Raw genomic sequence first — 23,917 nt, forward strand, 5'->3', positions numbered from 1 at the left:
TCCCTGACGACTAATGATCTTGATTTGCGTCTTCGCGCTTCGAGGCGAGCCGCTTTACGGCGGTGACGGCCGCGTGCACCGCCACAGCGGCACCGACGGCGCCGGCCGCAGCCATGCCGATCTGGTCGGCGTTCTTCTCGATGCCAAATTGTTTGATGTTGGTCAGGCGATCGTAGAACGAGCCTTCGTCCCAGAAGCCGTCCTCCGAGCAACCGATGCAGCCGTGGCCCGACTGAATCGGGAAGGACACGCCGCCGTTCCAGCGCACGGTCGAGCAGGCGTTGTAGGTGGTCGGGCCCTTGCAGCCCATCTTGTAGAGGCAATAGCCCCTGCGCGCCGCCTCGTCGTCCCACTCCTCGACGAACTGCCCGGCATCGAAATGCGATCGCCGATAGCACTTGTCGTGAATGCGGTGTGAGTAGAACATTTTCGGCCGGCCCTGGCGGTCGAGCTCGGGCAGCCTGCCGAAGGTCGTGATGAAGGTGACCACGCCGGTCATCACTTCGGCGATCGGGGGGCATCCCGGCACCTTGATGATCGGCTTGTTGGTGATGACCTGATCGATGGGCGTGGCCTGCGTCGGATTGGGTTTGGCCGCCTGCACGCACCCCCAGGACGCGCATGCGCCCCAGGCAACGATCGCCATAGCGTCGTCGGCCATCAGCTTAAGTTTCTCGACGAAGGGCTTGCCGCCGTCGATGCAGAACATGCCGCCCTCGTTCAGCGGCGGATTGCCTTCCACGGCAAGAATGTACTGGCCCTTGTGTTTGGCGCGGGTCTCTTCGAGGATCGCTTCCGCCTGATGGCCTGCGGCCGCCATGATGGTATCGTCATAATCGAGCGAAATCATCGACAGCACGGCATCCTTCGCCAACGGATGCGCGGAGCGGATGAAGCTCTCCGAGCAGCAGGTGCATTCAAGACCATGCATCCAGATCACCGGCACACGCGGTTTGGTTTCGAGCGCGTTGGCGATGCGACCCGCCGCCAACGGCTCAAGCCCGAGGCTTGTCGCCGTCAGGCTGCAGAATTTGTAAAAACTCCGACGCGTGATGCCCTGCCGCCTGATCACGCTGTAAAATGTTTCCATTGCGGCGCCCATGACCCTCCCGTCTTCGGCTTTGATTTATCGCTGCAACAAGGACAGCAAGAAGCAGGCCAGCCGCAGCGGCGCGCGGATACTGGGGAAACTCCGAGATGTTTCGGATTTGAATCGCCCAATTCACAGTGCGCGAAGAGATCGCGACAGTGAGAAACGGAACAATTCGATTTGCAGCTGGCAACGAGGTTTACGGGAAGCATACCGAGCGATTCGGAAATATCTTGCAGAGGTCGTTCGCGAACTCACTTCTCCCGCAATATGCCGCAAACAAAGAGATGCCAAACAACCGGCTGGAAGTCATCATCTCCCTGCTCATTCTCCGGCTCAATGTCGCATTCATCGAACAGCCGTTCTGCCACAATTCGCGCGAAACGCCTGATGATGCCTATGTCGGCTCGAGGCCGCGCACGGCAGCCAGGCATTGGATGGCGGTCGGCGATGGCAGGATCGAGCGCTATCAGATCAATGCGCCGACCACCTGGAATTTCTCGCCGCGCATTTCCTTCGATGCTGACGGGCCGCTGTAGGCGGCACGGTCTTCAGCGTCTAGGGGGGACGAGCGCATTGCTGCGATCGGTGATGTCGTCCGTGCGTGCTCCGCCGTCACCTACGACCGCCTCGAAGCGGGGCGTCGCCGGCACAACCTGTACTTCTTCTTTGGAAATTACCGCCTGCTTCTCGCAGCTGACGTCGGTGGTGGATGCCGTGGTAGCCCCGGCTGTTCTTGGCCATCAGCGCGGAGCGGTGCGCTGAAAACTCTATTCAGACAACCGCGACCAGCTCAGTTGTTCACTTCACGGGAGCATATAGTGCCAATATGTCGGCTGCGATCTTCCGAGATATCCGCTCATTTCCATCCTCGCCATAATGCCCGCCGTCCATGTAAATTGGGCTGGCAACATCGGAAAAGATAGTACGTAAGTCATGAATCACGTTTTTCTCCAAACTCTGATCTTCTCTCTTGACCAACTTGCTTCTCATCAGAGAGTAAAGATCGTTTTTTCCTGGAAGCCGTTTCTCTGATTTTAACAGCTGATCCTCTTCATATTTTGTCCTGTGTGTTTTATCGGACAGCTGGGGCTCAAGGTAGAATAACGTTTTAAAGGATAAGCTCCTTGAAATCGCCTCTATAAAGCGAACATTCCCTAGATAGACATCCAGAGCGCCGTCCGAGAGTACGTCTAGTTTCTTCGAGCACCCCGCGAGCTGTGTTTTGCCGGTGAGCAGTCTTATTAGCGCGAAGTTTTCTAACCTTATACTTATGCGCGCTTTTTCTTCCTTTTTAGGAGGTCTTTTTTCGAGGTTTGAGTTGCCAAGCGGAACGCCCGGTTCTCCTTCATAACAGGCGGAGAACGCCTCAACCGATCCGCTGTAAAAAACCACCAAATCAGGAACATTCCGCTTTCTCAATTCGATAACGAAGCGAATCAAGCTTTGAGTAGTTACATCTCCAATGACTGCATAATTTGTGACTTTGGCGCCGATTCCATTTTCGGCTAACATTTTGGCGACAAGTGAGGGAATGGTGAAGTCGTCCCTAGATCCAAGCCCCCACAAAGTCGACCCGCCAAAAAAGAATATTTTTAGCCCGGTACTCCTATCATCGTTGATTGCCTCGGAATCCCAAGTTCTTCTGGTGCCGTCGTTTACATTAATAAACTTCCCCTTGTAGTCAGCTTCGCGTGTTTGCGTATATGGAGCCCACGTCCGATGTTTAGCATCGGTGAGTTCTTTGAAGTACTCTTCCGCGAGGTCGGCGTTGGCATAAACCCCAGAATTGGCAGCAGCCTTGGCGGCACTTTGACGTTCTCTCTTGTCAGCTCTCTCATAGTAAGAGGTCAGCGATACTTCCAGAATCGTCAGCAAAAGAAGAGCAACACCAAGGATGACCCATATTTCGTTCAATAGGGCCGTCAAGCGAATGACCCTCATCCTCGCAACGGATGTTCTCAGCAGTGCATCATCTGCTCCCATAGGGTTTTCCGTGGAAGAGAATTCTTTCAATTTACAGACCCTCGAAAGTCTTCCGGAATTTGGGTCACTAGGACTCTCGCAATTGAGTCCGCGTAGAGTCCGGCCGCTTTACCGTTCGGGTGGGAGTCTGTCTTCGTGACCCAGAGGGATTGTGGGGCTTGATTTTCCACAGCCGGAAGAAGGTCCAGAAATGGTATATCGAGAGCTTTCACCTTGGAGGCTACGAGACTCGTTATATCTTGAAATGGGTAGGGGGACAGCTCGTGCAGGTCCGGGTAATTAACTACAATCAGTTTGATGTTTCGAGCCTTGCAATAGCTCGCAAGTTCTTTCAACGCACCCTGTGCACCCAACCAGCCGGGTTCATTCTCTTGGTAGAGACCGCGGTAATAGTGCTGCCAATCAGCCCTGCCGAAGTATGTTCGCATAAGGACATCGAAACGACCCGCGATGAATACTGCTGAATAGAAGTGCTCTAGAAAGAAATTCTCCGTTCTTCGCGGTGTGGGCTCTGCGTCATTGATAAAATAGTTCAGTACGACGATGTCAGGCTTGTATACGTACGCCTTCTTCATGAAGTACGTTGCTTCCATAGCTGTGTTCGCATTTCCAATCCCAGTATTTATGACCTCGAATTTTCTTTCCTTCGCGTTCAGCAGCCTTTCCAATCGGTATGATGTGACGTCTTCAGGTCTTGCGCCCCATCCAAACGTCAAGGAGTCGCCAAGCATTATGATCCGAACAGTGCCATTCTCTTTCGCCATGGAATGTTCGCGATCGCGCCAACCTGCTGAGTTGATCGTTATGGGGACCCCAATGTAAACCCCACCCTTTCCAGGGGTGTGTTCGTGCCCTGCACCGGGTATCTCGCTAACCACTTTCAGGTCTTTGGCGTAACGCCACATTTCGATGTCGAAATTGGTGCCGTCTGCCTGCGTTAAACGCACATAGAATTCCAGTAGGGCGGCAGCCATAATCAGGCTAGTCGCTATTGAAAGTATTCCGAAGATTGCGTTTTTTATTTTGACATCCATGTGGATGGTCTTCCTCGAAATGCGCGCCGAAATCGTTCGTACAGGAAATAGAAATCACGACCGCTGCCTGGCGCACAGCCTGAAGGCCTCGCTTTCTAATCAAGTTCATAGCAACTACGATAGTCCTTCATCAACGACCTGCTCTGGTCTTCCTTCCGTAAGAGCGAATTGCCGACGGCCAGCACTTCGATTTCTGTTCCCATGAAACAGCGGAACGCGTCCTCTGGACTGCAAACGATCGGTTCTCCTCGCACGTTGAATGAGGTGTTCACGACAACAGGACATCCGGTTAGTTCCTTAAACTTCGATATCAGCCTGTGAAACCGCGGATTGGTCGTGCTGTGCACTGTCTGCACGCGCGCGGAGTAGTCCACGTGTGTGACAGCCGGAATTTCCGAGCGCGCGACGTTCAATTTATCGATGCCGAAGAGCTGCTTTTGCTTTTCCGACATCGGCAACTGCTTCGTGTTCAGCACGTCGGCCACAAGGAGCATATAGGGGCTGTCGGAATGAAGATGAAACCATTGCGACACCTCCTCTCGCAAAACACTCGGCGCAAATGGGCGGAAGGACTCGCGATACTTCACCTTGAGATTTAGCTGCTTCTGGACGGTCGGCGAGCGGGGATCAGCAATGATGGAACGTCCGCCGAGCGCACGCGGGCCGAACTCCATCCGACCCTGCATCCACCCAACCGCCTTACCGTCGACGAGAGCATGTGCGACATTGTCAATCAGTGCTTCATCCAATTCGGCCGTGAATACCGCGCCGACCTTTCCTAGACGCTCTTCAATTTCGCGCTGACTGAACTCCGGTCCGAGGTACGCGCCGTGCATGCTGTCGCCCGCATGGATGCTCCTGGGCTTTTCAAGCATGAGATGGTAGGCAGCGAGTGCTGCGCCCACTGCGCCGCCGGCGTCGCCAGAAGCCGGCTGAATCCAGATGTTGTCGAAGAGCCTTTCCCGCATGAGCTTTCCGTTCGCAACACAATTGAGCGCCACTCCTCCTGCGAGGCAGAGGTTTCTCTGGCCGGTTGTGGTCCGGATTCCTTTTGCAAGCCTTAGGACGACCTCCTCGGTAACGGCCTGAATGGAGGCCGCTAGGTCCATCTCCCTCTGCGTCAACCCACTTTCCGGGCGTCTGGCCGGACCACCGAATAGTGTCTCGAAGCGGCCATTGGTCATTGTTAGTCCGGTACAGTAGTCAAAGAAGCTCATGTCGAGGTGGAATGACCCATCCTCCTTGAGGTTGATCAGATGCTCCTTTATCAGATGCACATACTTTGGCTCGCCGTAGGGCGCCAGTCCCATTACCTTGTACTCACCGGAGTTCACCTTGAAACCGATGTAGTAAGTGAACGCTGAGTACAACAAGCCAAGCGAATGCGGAAAGTGAATCTCCTTGTAGACTGATAGGTCCTTTCCCTTGCCGATCGCAAGCGAGGTTGTCGCCCACTCTCCGACACCATCCATCGTCAACACTGCGGCTTCGTGAAATGGCGACGGGAAGAACGCCGACGCTGCGTGACTGAGATGGTGCTCTGAAAAGCGGAGTCGCCTCGACCAATCAACATCATTCCCGAGGTGCTCTTTCAGGGCCTCAGCAATCAACGTTCTTTGAAACAGCTTGTCCTTTAGCCAAACCGGCATCGACGTTGTGAAACTCTTAAATCCCTTTGGCGCGAAAGCTAGATAGGTTTCAAATATCCGCTCGAATTTGCTAAAGGGTTTGTCGTAGAAGACGACGTAGTCGACGTCGGCTGGACATAGCCCTGCAGCGCGGAGACAGTAACGAGCCGCACAGGCAGGAAAGCCTGGATCTTGTTTTTTCCGCGTAAAGCGCTCTTCCTGCGCGGCAGCTACCAGTTCGCCATCTGAGACGAGACAAGCGGCAGAGTCATGGTAGTAGGCTGAGATACCCAGGATATTCACCGGTCAAAACAGCGTGTAAACGAACGGCGCCATGACAGAGCCTTGCGCCAGAACTAGCAAAGCGGCTATGACAACCATGAGAAGAATTGGGGGGCCGAGCCACATCTTTTTGCGAACACGCATGAAAGCCCAGAGCTCCTTGATGAAGAGAAACATATGCGCCTCAGAACTGGTGTGTGAAGGACTGAGCTGTCGGACCTGGCGGGTTACGATTGATCCAGTAACTTGCGACCGGTCGTCGCTTCAAATGAAGCTCATCGCGCCCGAGCAAGCGAGCGACGAAGGCGATCGGTACTAGAAGCCCGAAATAGATGATGCCCAGAACCAGCGGGCTGACTATCCGTCCAAGCAGCTCGCCGAAGTAGAACCAGAGTAGGTTGAGCGGCGCAAGAATTCGCGGGACGGTCAATGCTACGCCGCCGAATGCGACACCAACAGCAAAGAGTGACACGTAAGCGGCAGCGATTTTCCCCTTGATGGCCGCGCATGCGCCCAACGCAAGAAATACGGCGCAAAATGTCAGGCCGAAGCGTCGGCTGGACGGCAGTTTGGCCGGCACTCTCATGCTATGCCTCCTGCTACGTAGCCGACTCACAAGAATGGCCGCGCTGTGGCTATCTGAGCCAGACGTTCGGGCGACATCATTCCAAGGGCGACTGCTCCCGCGACGGTTCCGTTCGTCTCCGCGTAGAGCCAGCCTGTGTTGGATGGCTGCAGAATCGCTGTGACGTGGACAGGTAGATACCGCGCGAGATCATCGACCGGTTGCCACAGCGCCGCCACCCTGAGGATATGGATAATGTTGACGAGAGGCGCGACAGAGCGCCAATTCAATGGATCTGTCCCGAAGCATGCCCTGACCAATCGCTTGAATGTCGCGGACAGAGAACGATGAAATCCGAAACCAATCGTCAGCAGAGCGTTCTTCACCGAAGCCCTCGTTAATGCATCCACACAATGCAGTGTTCTAAATACCGCTGCGAACTCTTTTGAGAGGTCGCACTGCCTAGCGTCCCTGCAGCGGATGAACCTAGGGCCGCCGCCTGGCTCGTTCACGCGCATGCGAGTGAAGCGGACATGCCAAGCGCGCCTCTTCGCTGTCTTCTCCGGGTCGACCTTCAGCGCTTGCTCGATAAGCAGCTTATTGCGGATAGGTTGCTTAGCGGAGCCCGTGATGTCTGCGACCTTGCGAGTGGTGACGGTACGCATGCTCCCCTCGGAGTTCCCTGCTGGCGTTGACGGCGCTCGGCCAAGGTTTGGCAATGATCGTGCCAACTGCGTCAGGGAAACAGATCCGTGCGTTTGAAAGCAGATAGTGCGCGCGAGCGGCCTCTCCGAACATTGTTGTAATCCCGACCTAGCCGCAGACCGCTGTTACAAACCCGACAATGTCGGACATCAACAAGAGCCTGCGTTTGCTGGTAGTGATGACAGTCACCAGCGCGCGCTCACCAGGACAGCACCGGCTCCGCGATTGCAGACTCGATTCGTTCGGATCGAGGTCGCCCGATAAAGCTCGAACGTGAATGGACAAGACGGACGCCTCAGCTTCTCATCCAGCAAAAGCGGCCGCAGGAGCGTCGGCATCGCGCCGCCCCTAGGGGGCGGGACGCGGAATCGACTGCTGTCCTTAAGAGCGATTAACAAAGACGACCGCTTAACCTGAGGCGCTCGGCGCCAATCCTGTCGCCTGGTTCATCGATGTAGTGATAGGTATCATCAACGGACGGCCAAATCGCGTCGACCAGCTACCGCCCTGGACCTACCGCACTCAATATCTCAAGGCGGTAGCCTGAGGACGACGGAAATTCTCGGGTAATCGAACATGATCCGCTACGTCGGGTGACCGAAGTGCCTGGGTGCTTAATCCTGAGGTCAAGTGGATCCGATCGCATCGCGTCCACGACAGTGATGTTCGGCGGACGTGCCGCTGCGCTCGCAGTTAATCTGCCGAACACAATACAGAACGACTTTTTTGGGGGCCTGTCTTGCGGAATTGGCACGACTCTTGAGTTTCGCTCATTGCGCGGCGGCAGGAGCAGCCAACCGGCCTCACTTACTGATCTTCGCATTTGAGAAGGAGATAACAATGAAGACCGATATGCCACCCTATGGTGTGACCGAACTAACTCCTGAAAAAGGCGATCCCAACTTCGAAGGTGGCCTTTGACCGTTTGTGGGCGCAGTTGACGGATTGGTGTAGCAGCCGCTGTCGCCATATATGCGCACGTTTGGTCTTGCACCTAAGCCGCACGGTTGGATCTGAAGAACATAAGTGGCGCAAACGCCATCATGAATGCGGATTAGCAGCTTCCAGGGCGTTCGAGAAGACGGCGTTCAGGCGTTCATCTGCTTTGGCAATCAACGGGTTAAGTCATGGATCGTCTGGACTTTCTTCGGACAAACATAGCGAACAACGAGCTGCCAACCTATGTCTACGGCTATCCTTCGAAGCGAGCATATCGGGCTTTTTCCCAGCCACTCCGCATAACCGATGTCGTTGAGCAGGCCGATCGCTCAAAGCAAATCAACATCTATATCCATATTCCGTTCTGTCGCTATCGCTGCACCTATTGCACGCTCTTTCTTACAACGCGCCATGGAGGAGAGACCGGGGAGTCTTACGTTGCTCGACTGGTGGAGCACATCGCTCGATATGGAGAATACTTCGGAGATCGGGAGGTTGCGAGTATCTATTTCGGCGGCGGCACTCCAACTCTTCTGACGCAGCATCAATTCGGCGCGCTTTTCGCCGCCCTCGATGCAGCCTTTCCAAAACGAAGCCGGCGATGTGAGACGACGGTCGAGAGCACGCCAGACTCTTTCGACAACAACCTCCTGGATTGCCTGAAGGCACTTGGCGTCGACCGAATGAGCATGGGTATCCAAAGCATGGAGCCCGGCGAGCTTGCGCACTCTGGCAGGCCATATTCGCTCCAGACTGCAAAAGCGGCAATCAACGCCCTTATCGCGCGTTTCTCTCACGTCAATCTTGATCTGATCTACGGCTTGCGTGGCCAAACCCGTGACTCTTTGATCTCTTCGCTTGGCCGGGTGCTCGACTATGAGCCGCAGACACTCTCTCTGTATCCCGTTGTTGTTCGTCCGATGACGAGCATCACTATGTCGAAGGCGCACAATCCTGAACTGTTCCTCTCTGAGGCGGAAAAGTATGAGGTCTACGATCAGAACGTTGCACTGATGGCGTCCAAAGGTTACCGCCAGGAATCCTTCACACGCTTCACCAGGATTGCTGGCGATCATGCCTACCGGCAGGAGGTGTCGGATTTTAAGGGAACGCCCCTGCTAGGACTGGGGGCCGGCGCCAGAAGCTATTTTGGCCAATATCATTGTAGTACGGACTACGCCGTAGCCTCGAGTGCGGCTTCGCCCATCATCAACGCCTTCTCGGCTCGCCCCTTCGATCCCGACGCGATAGCCTCGCACGGAATCAGGCTGACGCAGGAAGATCTTCGGTGTCGTTACGTTCTGCTTGGCCTCACGTTGTCAGCTTTGAGCAGAAGTAATTACGCTGCAGAATTCGGACGAGCGCTCGCGGCTGATTTTAGCGAAGAACTCGAGGCGCTTGAATCTTTGCAACTCGTGAATTTGGCAGAGGGTGACGCTTATCAACTGACTCGAACGGGGTTTAAGTACTCTAGCATCATAGCTCGGATGTTTTACTCCGCCAGGATGGCGGCCCTCGAGCAGCAATATCAGGCAGCGTAAGGTCCGGCATGCAAAAGATGGCGAAGGACTCACCCTTTTGGTGGGATTCGGGCTACGCTGACCACGACGTGTCGTGTATGGGTGGTCCGAGTCCCGAAATCTTCGAGATAACCCCGGCTCTGCGCGCCAAGAGTGTGATCGTCGAGCTCGGTTGCGGCGAGGGACGCAACGTTCTCTATTTGGCCCAGCTTGGTCATCAGGTCGTCGCAAGCGATATATCTGAAGCCGCTATCTCCAAACTGAATCGGCTCGCAGGAGCTCTGGGCGTGAATATAACGAGCGCTGTCGCTCCTGTTGAAACATTCCAGTCGCCTGCTTACCTCGACGTCTTTATAGCGCACTGCGTGTTGCATTTTACGGAACGGACCATCTGGAGGCCCCTCGTGACGGAATTGATGGATCGGACACGGCCTGGAGGGTTCCACTGCTTCACCAACACGCTTGATCAAGCAGATCATCCTATCCCTGAGGAGAGTTTGGCATGCGGTCACAAGAAATCGTTCTCGCGTGGAGAGCTTGCGGCGATCTATGCGCAAGGCGGCTGGGAGATCTTACGGTCCGATCACTACATTAAATGGGACTCGCACCCCGGCATTCCAATTCATTCTCACTGCATCGAGAAAGTTGTGGCTCGTAAGCCAATTGGATCTGAAAATCTCTCGCGAATGAGAGCTGAGCCCATTAAGGCAGCCGGAGTAATCCCGGCCAAACAGTTTGATAACTTGAAACTTGGCACACAACGCGCTGCTGCAATTGAAATGTTTGGTTGGCCATCAGGCGGGCAGATGATGACAATCACTCAGAAGACAGTTGGAGGCAATAATCAAGAAGCCATATCTGACGGATACGTGCGTGAGGATATGATTTATGGCAATCACGGCTTGCAGTTCGTTAACGGCACGCTCGCCGGCAAGTATCGATACTTTACGCCCCCGAAGCGCTTAATCATTCGAGATGCGTGATCCTCGAACGTAAGTTCTCACTAGTCGCCTTGGCCGCTGAGGGTTCGCATTGCCCTTCCAGCTCAAAGAACAATAATTGCAAGCTTGCGAGGCCGCTGGAGCAAGAGATGAACTATTTCGCAAGAGAGCGGCGACGTATTCAATCCTGAATCGCCGAGCATGCGGCGCGCGCTTTGTGTCCGTCATCAGACTCATCGCGTTTCAAATTCGCCATCCTTGACAGGAGAAGACGACATCGCCAGCGAAAACCGCAGGCGGTGCGCATCGCGTCTGCTGGCCTCGATCCTGCACACTACAAGCAGCGTGGAAGCGGCGCCAACAACATCGTCCATTCGGGCCTCGTTCCAAGCTGGCGCGCGCGTTGTGTTTCGTGAGGTGAGATGCGATCTGGAGTTCTTTCTTGGGGTGCCGCAACAGCAGCGCTCGTTGCAAGCGGAGCGGTCAATTCGGCAGATCTTAAGCCGGCAGTAAAAGTCCCACCGGTGCGGTGGAGCTGGACCGGAGGATATTTCGGCGCGCTCGTTGGTGGGGGCTACGGCCGGACATCATTCAGTGATCCGTATGGTCCGTCACTCTACGGAGACGTCGTTGATACCCCAGTGTTCCTGCTGGGAGGCCAGATGGGCTACAATTGGCAGAAGGACCGCTGGGTCTTTGGCGTTGAGGTGGATGCCAGTGGCGCCGCGTCAGACGGTGCAAATACCTGTCTTGCCGCCTCTGGATCAATTGTAAGCGCAAACTGCAATGCGAGCCCAAACCTCTTTGTCACCGGCACCGGTCGGCTCGGTTACGCGTTTGGCTCGCAGGGATATACGCTGGCTTATCTCAAAGGAGGTGTGGCCTGGCAACACAACCAGGGGGATGTCGTCAACAACAACGAATTTAGCTGGGCGCCACAGAATGCAACTCATTTCGAGTATGGTCGGGTCGGTGGCACAATCGGCGCCGGCGTCGAGCAGGCGATCACGCCTGCATGGTCCGTTGGACTTGAGTACGATTATCTGTGGTTTGGTGGACCAAGTGTGGCAACCCCTCCGACCGCACGGCTTCCGTTGGCAACGGTCCCAGCCAACATCACCCACCCGTCCAGCAGCTATCATATCGGCAAAATTGCTCTGAATTATCATTTCGATGCCGATCCAAGGACGCCGGGCTGGTTTGATACGCCGCCATACGGGGCAAGGCCGACTGTCAGCGCGTCGCCGATTGCCTTCACTCGGGGTTGGTCGTTGGAAAGCGGCACACGGTTATGGCTGAGCCGAGGAAGGTTTCAATGGGGCGCCGGGAGCGAGCTCGTATCAAGGCTCACCTATCACAAACTGGATGGGATCTCCGGTGAGTTGTTCGAACGCGTGGACAGCCCGTGGGGGATATTCCTGAAGGGCAATATCGGCTTCGGCCGCATCAACAACGGAACCATGAACGATGAAGATTGGGGCGCTGCCTTCGCCTATTCCAACACGACATCGGGCCAGACGAACGGAAGGTTCATGTACTACACGGCCGACGCGGGCTACGATTTTTTGCGCGGCACCACCTTCAAGGTCGGTGGGTTTATGGGCTGGACCTACTACGGACAGAAATCTGACACGACAGGATGCGCGCAGATCGCGTCCTCGCCGCCATGCTATCAAGCAGTCGGCGGAAAGATGGTCATCGGCAGTCAGGACACTGATTGGAATGCGCTGCGCGTCGGTCTGAGTGCTGAAACCATGTTGCTCGACCGTTGGCGCGTGAGCGCCGATGTTGCTTACCTGCCCTGGACAGACTTCCAGGGCCGTGACAACCATCTGTTGCGGGATTTGACGTTCTTCAGCGATCAACGCGGGAGCGGTGGCAGTGGTGTGCAGGTCGAAGGGATCCTGTCTTATCTCATCACCGATAACTTCAGCCTCGGCGTCGGCGCCCGTTATTGGGCCATGTGGACTCCAAAACATAGCGAGATACTCCCCAATAAAGCCCAAAAGGAGGGGAGCTCTCCAGTTGCCGAGGGGGCCTTTCCTGCGAACTATCGCATGGAGCGATGGGGTACGTTCCTGCAGGCCTCCTACAGGTTTGACTGAAACTGCTCGCTCGCCGCTCTAAGCTACGGAAGCCGCGACTATACATGACGAAATCGCGGATCCCAGGATTCGATTCAGGTGGAGACCAAGAATAAAGCTGCAAGCTTTCGGGCCTTTCAAGCCCGCAAGCTTGCATTGATTTACTGAAGGTGACGGCCAGGCCGCCGTTGGGGCGGTGCTGCGTTATTCCAATCGATCTTTGTTGTCAGAGCGCCCGCCGACCTTGAGACGAACCAATTCGCAAGAGAGCGGTGACGTATTCAATTCGGAATCGCCGAGCATGCGGCACGCGTTTTGTGTCCGTCATCAGACGCATCGCGCTTCAAATCCGCCATCCTTGAGAGGAGAAAACGACATCGCCAACGAAAAACCGCAGGCAGTACGCGTCGTGTGCACTGGCCTAGATCCTGCAGACCTTAGACGGCGTGGAGGCGGCGCCAACAACATCGGCCATTCGGGCTTGGTTGCAAGATGGCGCGCGCGTTGTGTTTCGTGAGGTGAGATGCGATCTGGAGTTCTTTCTTGGGGTGCAGCAACAATTGCGCTCGTTGCAAGCGGTGCGGTCAATTCGGCAGATCTTAAGCCGGCAGTAAAAGTCCCACCGGTCCTGTGGAGCTGGACCGGAGGATATTTTGGCGCGCACGTTGGCGGCGGCTACGGCCGGACATCATTCAGTGATCCGTATGGTCCGTCAATCTATGGGGATGTCGTCGATACCCCAGTGTTCCTGCAGGGAGGCCAGATCGGCTACAATTGGCAGAAGGCCAATTGGGTCATTGGCGTTGAAGTGGATGCCAGTGGCGCCGCGTCCGACGGCACGAATACCTGTTTTGCCGTCTCCGGATCTGTTGTGAGCGCAACCTGCAATGCGAGTCCGAACGTCTTTGTCACCGGGACCGGTCGCCTGGGTTATGCGTTTGGTTCGCAGGGCCATACGCTGGCTTATCTCAAGGGAGGTGTGGCCTGGCAACACAATCAGGGCGATGTCGTCAACAACGACGAATTTCGTAGCGAAGACCACCCCGATGGCTTGGCGTCACAGAATGCCACTCATTTCGAGTACGGTCGGTTCGGCGGCACAATCGGTGCCGGCGTTGAGCAAGCGCTCACGCCTGCATGGTCCGTTGGACTTGAGTACGACTATTTGTGGTTCGGCGGACCCGGTGTGGCAACCCCTCCGACTGTACAGCTTCCGTTGGCAACGGTCCCTGCCAACATCACCCACCTGTCCAGCAGCTATCACATCGGCAAAATTGCTCTGAACTACCATTTCGGTGCCGACCCGCGGACGCCGGGATGGTTCGATACGCCGCTACAGGCGGCGACGCCGCCCGTCAGCGCGCTGCCGACTGCCTTTACTCAGGGATGGTCGCTGGAAAGCGGCACACGATTCTGGCTGAGTCGCGGAAGGTTTCAATGGAATCACGGGGGCGAAGTCACAGGGAGCGATCTCGAATCAAGGATCACGTATCACAATCTGGATGGGATCTCCGGTGAGTTGTTCGAACGCGTGGACAGCCCGTGGGGGATCTTTCTGAAGGGCAATATTGGGATGGGGCGCTTCAACAACGGCAATACGAACGATGAAGATTGGGGTGCTGACACCTTCGCCTATTCCAACACGACATCGGGCCAGACGAACGGAAGGTTCACGTACTACACGGCCGATGCGGGCTACGATTTCTTGCGCGAGACCGCCTTCAAGGTTGGCGGGTTTATGGGCTGGACCTATTACGGCCAGAAATCTGACACGACAGGATGCGCGCAGATCGCCTCCTCGCCGCCGTGCCATCAAGCCGTCGGCGGTAAGGTGGTCGTGGGCAGCCAGGACACTGATTGGAATGCGCTGCGAATCGGCCTCAGCGCTGAGACCGTGTTGCTCGACCGTTGGCGCGTCAGCGCCGATGTTGCCTACCTGCCCTGGACAGATTTCCAGGGGCGCGACAACCATCTGAGGCGCCCATTGACGACTTTCGAGAATCAGCGCGGGGGCGGTGGCGGTGGTGTGCAGGTCGAAGGAGTCCTGTCTTATTTCCTCACCAACAATTTCAGCGTCGGCGTCGGCGCCCGGTATTGGGCTATGTGGACTTCAAGACATAGTAAGGAACTCGACACCCGTTCCGAGACGGAGGACAGTTCTCCTGTCACCGCAGCACCTAATCCTGCGAACTATCGCATGGAAAGATGGGGCACATTTCTGCAGGCCTCCTACAAGTTTGATTGAAACTGCTCGCTCGCTGCTCTAAGCTTCCGAAGCCGCGACTATAGATGACGAAATCGCGGTCGTGGGGCTGGAGTCGGGCGAAACCGAGAATCAAGCTGCGCACTTTCGGGCTGTTCAAGCCCGAAAGCTTGCAATCGATTTACTGAAGGTAAAGGCCAGGAGCCGTCCAAACCATCGTTTGATGTCAGAGCGCCCGCCGCAGTTCGGACGTCACTAACTCTCTGCAAGGTGGAACGTCAGACGCAGTCCTGCCATTTTCAGGTTCGATCCGTCTGCCACAGCCAGCCAATTCGTAGCGATTGAGGGCTCATCTCGCGGTGTTGCCTGGAGTATCGGTCCGCTTAAGCGTTACCTTCAACGCCTGGCGCGTATCCATTCGGCGCAGGCCGCAGAGTCACCGGACGAGCGGTCCACGACTTTCATTGTAGAACCTGATCAGCTCGATCAGGTTTTCGATTGTGAAGTCCGTGAACGCCTTGACGCTGTCTTCGCCGACGCCTCAGACTCAGATCACCCCGTGCTCGGTCTCCATTTCATTTCGAGATGTAGCCACACCTCGTCTTCCGAGCTCGACCCCGAGGTGATGGCCTGATGGACCTTGTTCACGTGTACAGGTTCTGCTGGCCGCTGATGCCGAGCCGGGCGACGAGGAGATCGCCGCGAGTGTTGGCGTGAGCGGTTCAACCGCGTAGCGGACCAAGGGCCGCTTCGTGGAAGGCAATATGGAGCGGGCGATGAGCGAAGAGCCGCGTTCCGGACACAACCCTAGAAGCCCAGCCGCACGAGCACCACAAGTGAACAGGCCGAAAACTACCACCATAGCTGCATGGCTCTTGCACACTACGTGCGTCACTTCTTGGAGAGCACCACCTCCACAGTTCTGTAGGCTCAATGCTCCGGTCCGCAATGATGTCCATTGTCAGGTCAACCCGCGATATCGATCGGTCTTGAAGTAGCGTACCGGAGCGCTCGTTTGAGCTCCGCAAACTGCTGGAACATGACAATGATTGCAATCATTCCAGCACCCAGCTCAGCGATTGCTTGACTGGCCAACAGTCCGTTGAAACCCGATATGACCGGCAACACCAGTATGGCCGGTATGAAGAAATAGCCGTGCCTCGCCAAGGATACGATCACACTGAGGCGTGCTCTCCCGAACGACTGAAGCATCGTCGTCACGAAACTCTCAATACCAAAAAGCCAAAAAAAGAGATGGAAAACGATACAGGACAAGACGGCAATTTCAGTGACGTTCTCGTTATCGCTGAACAGTTTGACCAAAGGTCGGGCAAAACTCACAACGGCCGCGGAATACGCAACCGAGAGCGCGACAGTTATGGACAGCATGAGCTTTGCGGCCTTCCATACGCGGGGAAGATCGCGTGCGCCCCAACCGAAACCCAGGACAGCTTGAGAGCCCATACAAAAGCCGGTGACAGGCAGTGCGCCGATCGTCAGCAATCGCACAGCTATTCCCATGGCCGCGATGCAGTCGTCTCCGAACGGCGCAGCAGCTCCGTACAGGAGCATGGAGGCAGTGGCAGACAAAATGCCGGTCATGGTGGCTGGCGCACCTATGAACGCGATCTGTCTGATGCGACTTGTTTGCAATGAGACGTAAGAAATCTTGACGAGGACTATCCCGCCTAGCTTCGCAAAATGCGCAATGTAGAGGCTAATGGCAGCGATCTGAGATACCAGCGTTGCGAGGGCTGCGCCTCGCACACCGAGGTTGAGTAAGAAGATGAAGGCCGGATCGAGCACCGCGTTCAGTATGAAGGCGGTAAGCATCGTCCACATGCTGAAACGTGTGTTGCCCTCGGCTCTAACGATGAAGCCGTTGACGATGTTTAGAAGCATCAGGGTGTACCCGAACAATAGCGTCGCCGCATAGTCGAGCGCCACGGGCATGATGGTTGGAGTTGCCCCGAGCGTTACGAAGATCCGTCGCAAGTTTAGCAGTAAGAGAACCGTAAACATGATACCAATCGGAGCGGCCAGGGCCAGCGCGGTACTCGCGCCCCTACTTGCCTCCAGGTACTCACCAGCACCAAGATGGCGAGATATGAACGAGGCTGTTCCAACACCGATTCCCTGACCGACTGCCGTCAGCAGGACCACGACGGGCAAGGTCATGCTGACAGCTGCGATCGCCTGCGCACCAAGTGCACCAACAAAGATCGCATTGACGGCCTGCTGTACCGCGTTGATCGATAGGCCAACAATAGACGGAATTGCGAGCCGCAGGATAAGGCTCGCCAGATTGGGATCCGATAGATCGATGTTCTGCTTCTTCTTTGCCATCACATCTCGATCGCACTCGACCGCTACTTCCGCATCCGGCTCATTCATGGATGACGGTGTCGCCGGCTCTTCCGAATTCGCTGATCGTCAGCAACAGCTCCTGTTGCAACACCGTGCAAAGATTATGGGTCACCTCATAACCGATCTGGGTTGGATCATACCTTGTTTCAATCTGTAGACGGCCGGCTTGATATCCGACGTCGAACCAGAAGAGGTGGCTCGCGGCGGCTTCATCCATGTCTTCGCCGATCCAGATTGGAGACGGGTCCTGGGCTAGGAGGCGGCGCGGAAAATGGTGCTGCAAACCCGCTCGATAATTCAGTCCGATTTTAGGTAAGGGCAGACGATCGATCCGGCTCCGCACGGCTGGATCTCGGTTTACAAATTTCAAAACCCGAAATCCTACTCCGCTGCGCGGCAGGGCATTGCGCTGGCGGTTTATTGAACGAGCACGATCGGGACGAGCCTCCGTTCCGGCGAGACTCAAGGAAAGCGGAACGAGCTCGCTGATATGGCCAATGATCTGCGATGGATCGATATCTTCAAACAGCCGACCTCGGGTCGAGGTAAGGCTATCAATCCAGAGCGAATAGTTGCCGAAAACACGCCCACAGGCGCCGGATATCGCGGCAAGAAATACGTCGATGTCCTTACAATGCGTCGATCTGGCTGCAATATTGAGCAGATCAGCTGTCGCTTCTTTGCCAATCTCCAGATGATGCTTGGCCTGATCTTCCCAAAGGACCCGGCAATTCGCGTCATCCGCTCGACCTTCAAGGCGTGCATAGTGAAGCTCTCTCGCGGTCACTTGCGAAAAGCTCGCGCTACCCGCCGACGTGGGGCTGACATGTAAATTGAACCGATCGTAGTCGATCCTCTCCCAGTATTCGAGTTCGGCTGGCGCCTCGCTGTTCGCGTACTGCTCAAGGCGCTTCAACCATGGAGAGAGCATTTGCATGGTCTCGGGGCCGCTTACGGCGTGGCCTGAGCCAAGAGCGTCGTAGGCCGCATCCAATGCTTCAAGGAACAGTCGATAGCCTATCCCGTCCGCTACAAAATGATGCATCAAGACCAGAAGATAGTAATCGCCGCTTTCCGATGTGCGGAACACCGTGACGTTAACAAGAGGCGTCTGGCCGTCAAAACGAAACATATGTTGACGTCTTGCTGAGATGCTCTCGATTGCCTTACGCTGCCGCAGGCTGGTCAATCCGCCAAGATTGATCTCCTCCACGAGACGTTCGGCCACGGAAGCTGCGATCGTCAGACGTAGACCATCGTCGGTTCGGGCGATACGGAGCCTGAGGCCTTCGTGCCTATCCATGACATGAGCAAGGGCGCGCTCCAGCAGCCGGATATCCAGCATCCCGCCGGGCAGGAAGAACAGATCGCCTATGTTGTAGTGCTCATCGAAGCCGACAAGAGGCTTCCAAGATGCGATTGCGGGGGTAACCGGCAACGACCCGTCCACGGAAGGGGCGGTATGGAGTGCAACCGTCGCTCCATCTGCCGCCAATTCCCTAATTGTCGGCGTTCGATAGAGTCGGTCAACAGTAAGATTCAGCCCGGCTTTGCGCGCCAACGTGACGCAGCGCACGCTTAGAAGAGAATCTCCACCGATATCAAAGAAGACCTGATCAATTCCGACCCGCTCGACGTCCAATAGATCCTGCCAGATCCCAGCAAGAATACGCTCCTTCCTCGTGCGGGGCTCGACAGATGGAGCAGGTCCGACCTCGCGGTAAGGAACGGACGACAAGCCCGCACGATCTATCTTTCCGCTTGTCGTGAGGGGGATATTGTCAACAAAACGGAAGGCGGCGGGAGTCATGTAGGATGGCAATGAGTGCTTAAGATGGGCGACAATCTCTTCCGAGCTTAGACTGTCGCGCGCGGGGATCACGCTGGCGATCAAACGACGATCGCCGTCCATGCCATCTGCAGCGACCGCGGCCTTTGTGATTGCGGGATGAGACTCAAGAGCCTTTTCCACCTCCTCCAGCTCAATCCGATGCCCCCGTACCTTGATCTGATTGTCCGATCGGCCGCAAATCTCGAGAAGGCCCCTGGTTGAGATGCGGGCAATATCGCCGCTTCGATAAAGGACGCTGTACTGTCCGTCACCATAAGGATTTGGCACGAAGCAACGTGTTGTCCGCTCTTGATCCCTCCAGTACCCAGCGCTTACGCAGCGCCCCGCGATGCAGAGCTCACCGGCGGCTCCGACAGGGACTCTCTTCAACGCGGCATCGAGCACGTAGAGTTTGACGTTATCGATTGGGCGCCCAACGGGGACGAGCGACACGCCGTCGTCGGCATCCGACGTTTTGTAGACTGCGGCGTTGGACGCACATTCCGTGGCACCATAGAAGTTCCACAACGGCACGTCCGGGAAGTGCGTACGCCAGCGAACTGGGAGCGAAGATGACATCGCTTCAGCGCTGCTTGTGACGAACCGCAAGGAAGTGGATCTTGGCTGCCGCTCTTGGGAGGCAACGAGGCCGCTCAGGAGTGGCGGCGAGGCAAATAAGTGTGTCGCGCGACGTTCCGCCAACGTGCTCAACAGCAGATCTGGATCCAGCAACTGCCTACGGGTCAGGATCAGCGCAGGCACACCTCTTAGAAGTCCACCGAAGTATTCCCAAGCGGACGCAACGAGTGATGCGGACTTCTGGACAACCATCACGTCGGTGCGCTCGAACGGAGCGGTTCGCCACATCCAGTTCAGTCGATTAAGAATTGCCGACTCCGGTATGAGAACCCCCTTCGCCCTCCCGGTCGAGGACGACGTGTATATAAGGCTCGCAATTCCCTGATCTGATGGTTTGTCGCCGCACTCAGACTCGTGCGCGAGCGTGCCGCACCCTTCTAGGGTCAACAGGCAAATCGACGGCAGGTCAAAACCAAGGTCAGTGGTACTTGCGTGAACCAAAACCTTTGCCCGACTATCTCGCAGGATATGGTCCATCCGATCACGCGGATAATCCGGCGATATGGGGACAACGATGGATTGCAAGGCTCGTGCCGCAAGAATAACAGCGGCGACGTCAGGCGACCGGTCGACCAGCATGGCGACCCTGTCGCCAGCCCCCACCTCAGACGCCTCCAGTAAGGACCTGATTGCTGTTACGCGCTCACGCAGATCGCCGAATGTGATCTCACCGAAATCACCAAAATATGCCACTTGGCTGCGATGAGAGGCGCCGATTTGCTCGAACGCTTCGACCAGTGGACATTCAGTCGCGTATGACTGCGCCGAGCCGTGCAGCGAGTCCAGCATAACGACATCCGCCCCGCTGAGACAGCTCAGATCCTTAACGGGCGCAAGTGGATTCTCAACGCAGGCCGCAATCAGACAGCGCATATTATCAGCCATACGGACGATGAGATCTCTGGAGAGGATGTCTTCGGCATATGCTAGCTGGAGGGCGATTTCATCGCCCTGATCTTGTGCGTACAAGGTCAGATCGAATTTTACATAGCCGGTGTCGTATTCGCGGAATGTCAGATTGCACTCATGCTGATCCGGTGGCTCCGCGGCCTCGGAGTACATGTTGAACATGACCCGGAAGATCGGCGATCGTTCCGCTTCGCGATATAGCCGGCTATCCCTTACCATCCAACCGAACGGGTATGCCGAATTTGCGATGGCATCGCTGACCAGGCCCTGGACGCGCAAGGCATGAACCGCAAAGGACTGACCGACATCGATCGCGGAACGGATTGGCAGCATATTCAGGAAAAAGCCGACAATGTCGGCACTGCCGGGTTGATCCCGTACGACTTGCGGTATGCCGACGATTATATCGTCCTGACCGCTGTACATCCGTAGCAGCAGCTTGAAGCACGCAAGGAGCGTTGTCGACGTTGTGCATCTATGTTGGCGCGCAAACTCCCGTACCTGATTGGAGAGCTCGCTGCCGAGCAGCTCCGCATGCGAGGCGCCGCGGTGAGACTTCGTCCGCGGTCGCGCTTGTCCTGTTCCAAGCGAAAGCACCGGCGGATCATCACCAATCTGACGGCGCCAATAGCTGCGTTGGTTGGCCAGCGTCTCTGGGGTCGCGTGCTGTTTTTCCCAGACCGCGTAGGTCGAAAGCGAGGCGCGGTCCTTTGGCATGGACGCCGCGGCATCCAGGTATCTTTGTCGAAGGTCTCTGAGCAGAACAGAGATGGACCAAGCATCGATAATAATTTCGTGAGCGGTGATCAGTATCAGATGGTGGTCAGGGCGAAAACGGATCATGCGCGCGCGAAACAGATGACCTTGGCTGAGATCAAAGCTACCGCTCAGCTCTGTTTGCCGTAACTCTGCGATCAGCTCCTCGGCTTGCTGTGCCGTGAGATGAGATGCATCAGTCAAACCAAGATTTGCGCATTGCGGATCATCAAAAAGCTGAACCGGACGATCCTCGTCGATAAAGCGCGCAGAAAGTGCCTGATGGAAATGAACGACATCGGTCCAGGCACGGTTGAATGCGACCAGATCGATGAAGCCTCTTATTCGCAGGCCGCCTTGAATGATGTAGTTCCTGGCAGACGGATCGAGCTGGGAAAGAAACCATAGATGTTCCTGAACTCGCGTTAGAGGTGCTCGCGGAAGCTTTCCGTACGCGGGGGCTGTGCACGGTTTGGATTCGACTCGGGACGCGATCGAAGCCGCAAGAGACCGTACAGTTCCATTCAGGACCAGCCTGAAATCCGTTCTCACTCCGAGCTGGGTCTGCAATTGACCCAATATGAGCATTGCTCGGAGCGAGTCGCCGCCGAGGCTTATGAACTGATCATTCACGCCAATGTTCTCAATGCGCAGAACGCCTGCCCAAATTTGCCACAGCTTGGCTTCGAGCTCTGTTCGCGGCCCCTCGAACGGCGTCGGCAATAAAGGACGAACACTGGTCGGGTCCGGCAATGCGCCAAAATCGACTTTTCCGTTTCTGGTCCGCGGAATACAGCCGACGTGGATGATCCTTTCCGGGAGCATGTAGGTCGGAAGCGTTTCGGCAACAAAGTTCTTAAGCTCGGTTTCCGTCACTTCAGCCGGAGCCGACACATACGCGATTAGCTGTCTCGATCCAGTTTCCCGCTCCGCGCTTGTTATGTCTCGCGCCATAAGTTTTACGCCTGCGCAGACGGAGGCGACCGCGACAGCGCCATGTACCGAATGATGGGCACAGAGGCGGGCCTCGATCTCTCCCAGCTCAATTCTGTGCCCACGGATTTTGACCTGACGGTCCCGTCGACCGAGGCATTCCAAGAGACCATCGGAACGGACGCGCCCGAGATCACCTGTCCTGTATAGGCGCCGGAACCCCGGGTTGTTGGAGAACGGGTTTGGCCCAAAGGCATCCTTGGTGCGAACATCGTCGTTGACGTAACCAGCCGCGACACCCACGCCGCTCACACAGATGTCGCCGACCTCTCCCGTGTCGCACAGACGAGATCCATCGGTGACATAGACCTCAAGGTTCGCAATCGGCTTGCCGATCGGCACATAAGTGTCAGCCACCGCGGGCGGTACTGAAACCAGATTGTGCGTAACGCCGTCGGCGCACTCGGTCGGCCCGTAGTGGTTGAGAATGGGGACCTGCGGATATAAGGCAAGCCATGCGCGCGCCAGTCCGGGTGTCAGCGGTTCTCCAACCGTAGAGATAATCCGCAAACTTTCCAGGGCTCTCTCAGCCGCCGCAAGGGGCTGCAGATATTCAACAAATACTGCAAGCATTGACGGGACGAATTGAGCAACCGTCACGCTGTGCCCTTGAATTGCTTTAAGAAGAGATACTGGCGATTTCAGTGTCGCATCATCAATGATCGCGATACTGGCTCCGACGCAAAGCCCTGACAGAAGTTGCCACAGCGAGATGTCAAAGCAATGCGATGCCGTCTGCGCGATGCAATCCGTCCGAGTGAGGGCCAGGGCATCAATTTTTGCCGTCAAATGATTGTTTAAGGCTGCATGCGCAATCATTGCGCCCTTGGGCTGGCCCGTCGAACCAGACGTAAACAGAATATAGGCGAGTTCATCCGCGCTCGATGATGGCACGAACGACGAAGGCTGGCCCTCACGCAGCGCCGCCTCTATCGGCATGAATTGGGTGGAGCCTTTGCTGCTCGACCGGAACAGGCTGAGCGAATGCTGCTGGTCGGGGCCAATAATCAGAGCACAGCGGCTCTGCTCAATTATGAACGACGTACGTGAATCCGGTAAGGATGGATCGAGCGGCAAGTACGTTGATCCGGCCTTCAAAATTGCGACCACCGCCGTCGCCCAGTCGAAGCCGCGCTCCCCCCAATATCCGATGACCGCGCCCCGAGCGCCATGCTCTCGTAGCCTCCTTGCGAGGGCATCCGATCTTAGTCGCAGCGCCTCGTAGGTGAGTTCGTCTGCGCCGCTTCGCAGCGCAATTCTCTCCGGATCCGATCTCGCAAGGCGATCGATCGCCGTGATCGCCTCGATCGGTTGACGTTCCACAAACTGATTTTTTTTGGATAGATCTCGGCTAGGCATACGCGTCCCCCATCCGTCGCCTTCTGGGGCCCTTAATCAGAACACCGACGATCCTGATTGAGGGTATGCAGCGCGTAGCCCCCGGT

Annotated in this window: 15 protein-coding genes and 1 pseudogene; 6 read left to right on the top strand and 10 right to left on the bottom strand. The window is 56.1% G+C overall.

From position 1 onward, the window contains the following. Positions 1–10: 10 nt before the first annotated feature. Positions 11–1,102 (bottom strand): hydrogenase small subunit, encoded by a 1,092-nt coding sequence (locus RAD10_RS24295; protein WP_461619515.1) that lies wholly within the window; start codon positions 1,100–1,102, stop codon positions 11–13. Positions 1,103–1,227: 125 nt separating this feature from the next. Here RAD10_RS24295 and RAD10_RS24300 point away from each other — a divergent pair, with 125 nt between their 5' ends. Then, positions 1,228–1,629, top strand: a complete 402-nt coding sequence (locus tag RAD10_RS24300) for a nickel-dependent hydrogenase large subunit (RefSeq protein WP_375849345.1) — start codon at positions 1,228–1,230, stop codon at positions 1,627–1,629. Between the two features lie 262 nt (positions 1,630–1,891). Here RAD10_RS24300 and RAD10_RS24305 read toward each other — a convergent pair whose 3' ends face one another. From RAD10_RS24305 to RAD10_RS24330, 6 genes are all read right to left on the bottom strand, one after another. Further along, positions 1,892–3,076 carry a hypothetical protein gene (locus RAD10_RS24305; protein WP_270163031.1) on the bottom strand — a complete coding sequence of 395 codons (1,185 nt, stop codon included), beginning with the start codon at positions 3,074–3,076 and terminating at the stop codon, positions 1,892–1,894. Between the two features lie 26 nt (positions 3,077–3,102). Beyond that, positions 3,103–4,110 carry an SGNH/GDSL hydrolase family protein gene (locus RAD10_RS24310; protein WP_461619516.1) on the bottom strand — a complete coding sequence of 336 codons (1,008 nt, stop codon included), beginning with the start codon at positions 4,108–4,110 and terminating at the stop codon, positions 3,103–3,105. 95 nt (positions 4,111–4,205) lie between these two features. Next, positions 4,206–6,041 carry a carbamoyltransferase family protein gene (locus RAD10_RS24315; RefSeq protein ID WP_270163033.1) on the bottom strand — a complete coding sequence of 612 codons (1,836 nt, stop codon included), beginning with the start codon at positions 6,039–6,041 and terminating at the stop codon, positions 4,206–4,208. 3 nt (positions 6,042–6,044) lie between these two features. Next, positions 6,045–6,197, bottom strand: coding sequence for a DUF5989 family protein (locus RAD10_RS24320; protein ID WP_270163034.1), 153 nt, complete (start codon positions 6,195–6,197; stop codon positions 6,045–6,047). Positions 6,198–6,204: 7 nt separating this feature from the next. Then, positions 6,205–6,606, bottom strand: coding sequence for an SxtJ family membrane protein (locus RAD10_RS24325; protein WP_270163035.1), 402 nt, complete (start codon positions 6,604–6,606; stop codon positions 6,205–6,207). 26 nt (positions 6,607–6,632) lie between these two features. Further along, on the bottom strand, positions 6,633–7,250 hold the full coding sequence (locus tag RAD10_RS24330) for a hypothetical protein (RefSeq protein ID WP_461619517.1): 618 nt from the start codon (positions 7,248–7,250) through the stop codon (positions 6,633–6,635). 1,167 nt (positions 7,251–8,417) lie between these two features. On the opposite strand from RAD10_RS24330, the gene RAD10_RS24335 reads away from it, so the two are divergent. Next, positions 8,418–9,770: a coproporphyrinogen-III oxidase family protein gene (locus tag RAD10_RS24335; protein ID WP_270163037.1), complete on the top strand. Its 1,353-nt coding sequence runs from the start codon at positions 8,418–8,420 to the stop codon at positions 9,768–9,770. A gap of 8 nt (positions 9,771–9,778) precedes the next feature. After that, a complete protein-coding gene (locus RAD10_RS24340; protein WP_270163038.1) occupies positions 9,779–10,732 on the top strand; it encodes a class I SAM-dependent methyltransferase in 954 nt (317 codons plus the stop codon). Between the two features lie 191 nt (positions 10,733–10,923). On the opposite strand, the gene RAD10_RS24345 is transcribed toward RAD10_RS24340, so the two are convergent. Then, positions 10,924–11,064, bottom strand: coding sequence for a hypothetical protein (locus tag RAD10_RS24345; protein ID WP_270163039.1), 141 nt, complete (start codon positions 11,062–11,064; stop codon positions 10,924–10,926). A 48-nt stretch (positions 11,065–11,112) separates the two neighbouring features. Here RAD10_RS24345 and RAD10_RS24350 point away from each other — a divergent pair, with 48 nt between their 5' ends. The 3 genes and pseudogenes from RAD10_RS24350 to RAD10_RS24360 form a co-directional block, all read left to right on the top strand. Further along, positions 11,113–12,795, top strand: coding sequence for an outer membrane beta-barrel protein (locus tag RAD10_RS24350; RefSeq protein WP_375849355.1), 1,683 nt, complete (start codon positions 11,113–11,115; stop codon positions 12,793–12,795). A 502-nt stretch (positions 12,796–13,297) separates the two neighbouring features. Beyond that, the gene (locus tag RAD10_RS24355; protein ID WP_375849357.1) at positions 13,298–15,019 is read left to right on the top strand and encodes an outer membrane beta-barrel protein; all 1,722 of its coding nucleotides are present in this window, start codon (positions 13,298–13,300) and stop codon (positions 15,017–15,019) included. Between the two features lie 605 nt (positions 15,020–15,624). Next, a pseudogene (locus tag RAD10_RS24360) lies at positions 15,625–15,777 on the top strand (IS630 family transposase); the annotation flags it as partial. Between the two features lie 166 nt (positions 15,778–15,943). Here RAD10_RS24360 and RAD10_RS24365 read toward each other — a convergent pair. Together RAD10_RS24365 and RAD10_RS24370 are read right to left on the bottom strand one after the other, a co-directional pair. Continuing rightward, positions 15,944–17,371: an MATE family efflux transporter gene (locus RAD10_RS24365; RefSeq protein WP_270163042.1), complete on the bottom strand. Its 1,428-nt coding sequence runs from the start codon at positions 17,369–17,371 to the stop codon at positions 15,944–15,946. Next, the gene (locus RAD10_RS24370) at positions 17,364–23,831 is read right to left on the bottom strand and encodes an amino acid adenylation domain-containing protein (protein WP_461619518.1); all 6,468 of its coding nucleotides are present in this window, start codon (positions 23,829–23,831) and stop codon (positions 17,364–17,366) included. Before RAD10_RS24370 ends, RAD10_RS24365 begins: the two co-directional genes overlap by 8 nt. Positions 23,832–23,917 lie beyond the last annotated feature (86 nt).

It is taken from the genome of Bradyrhizobium sp. 23AC (assembly GCF_054863025.1).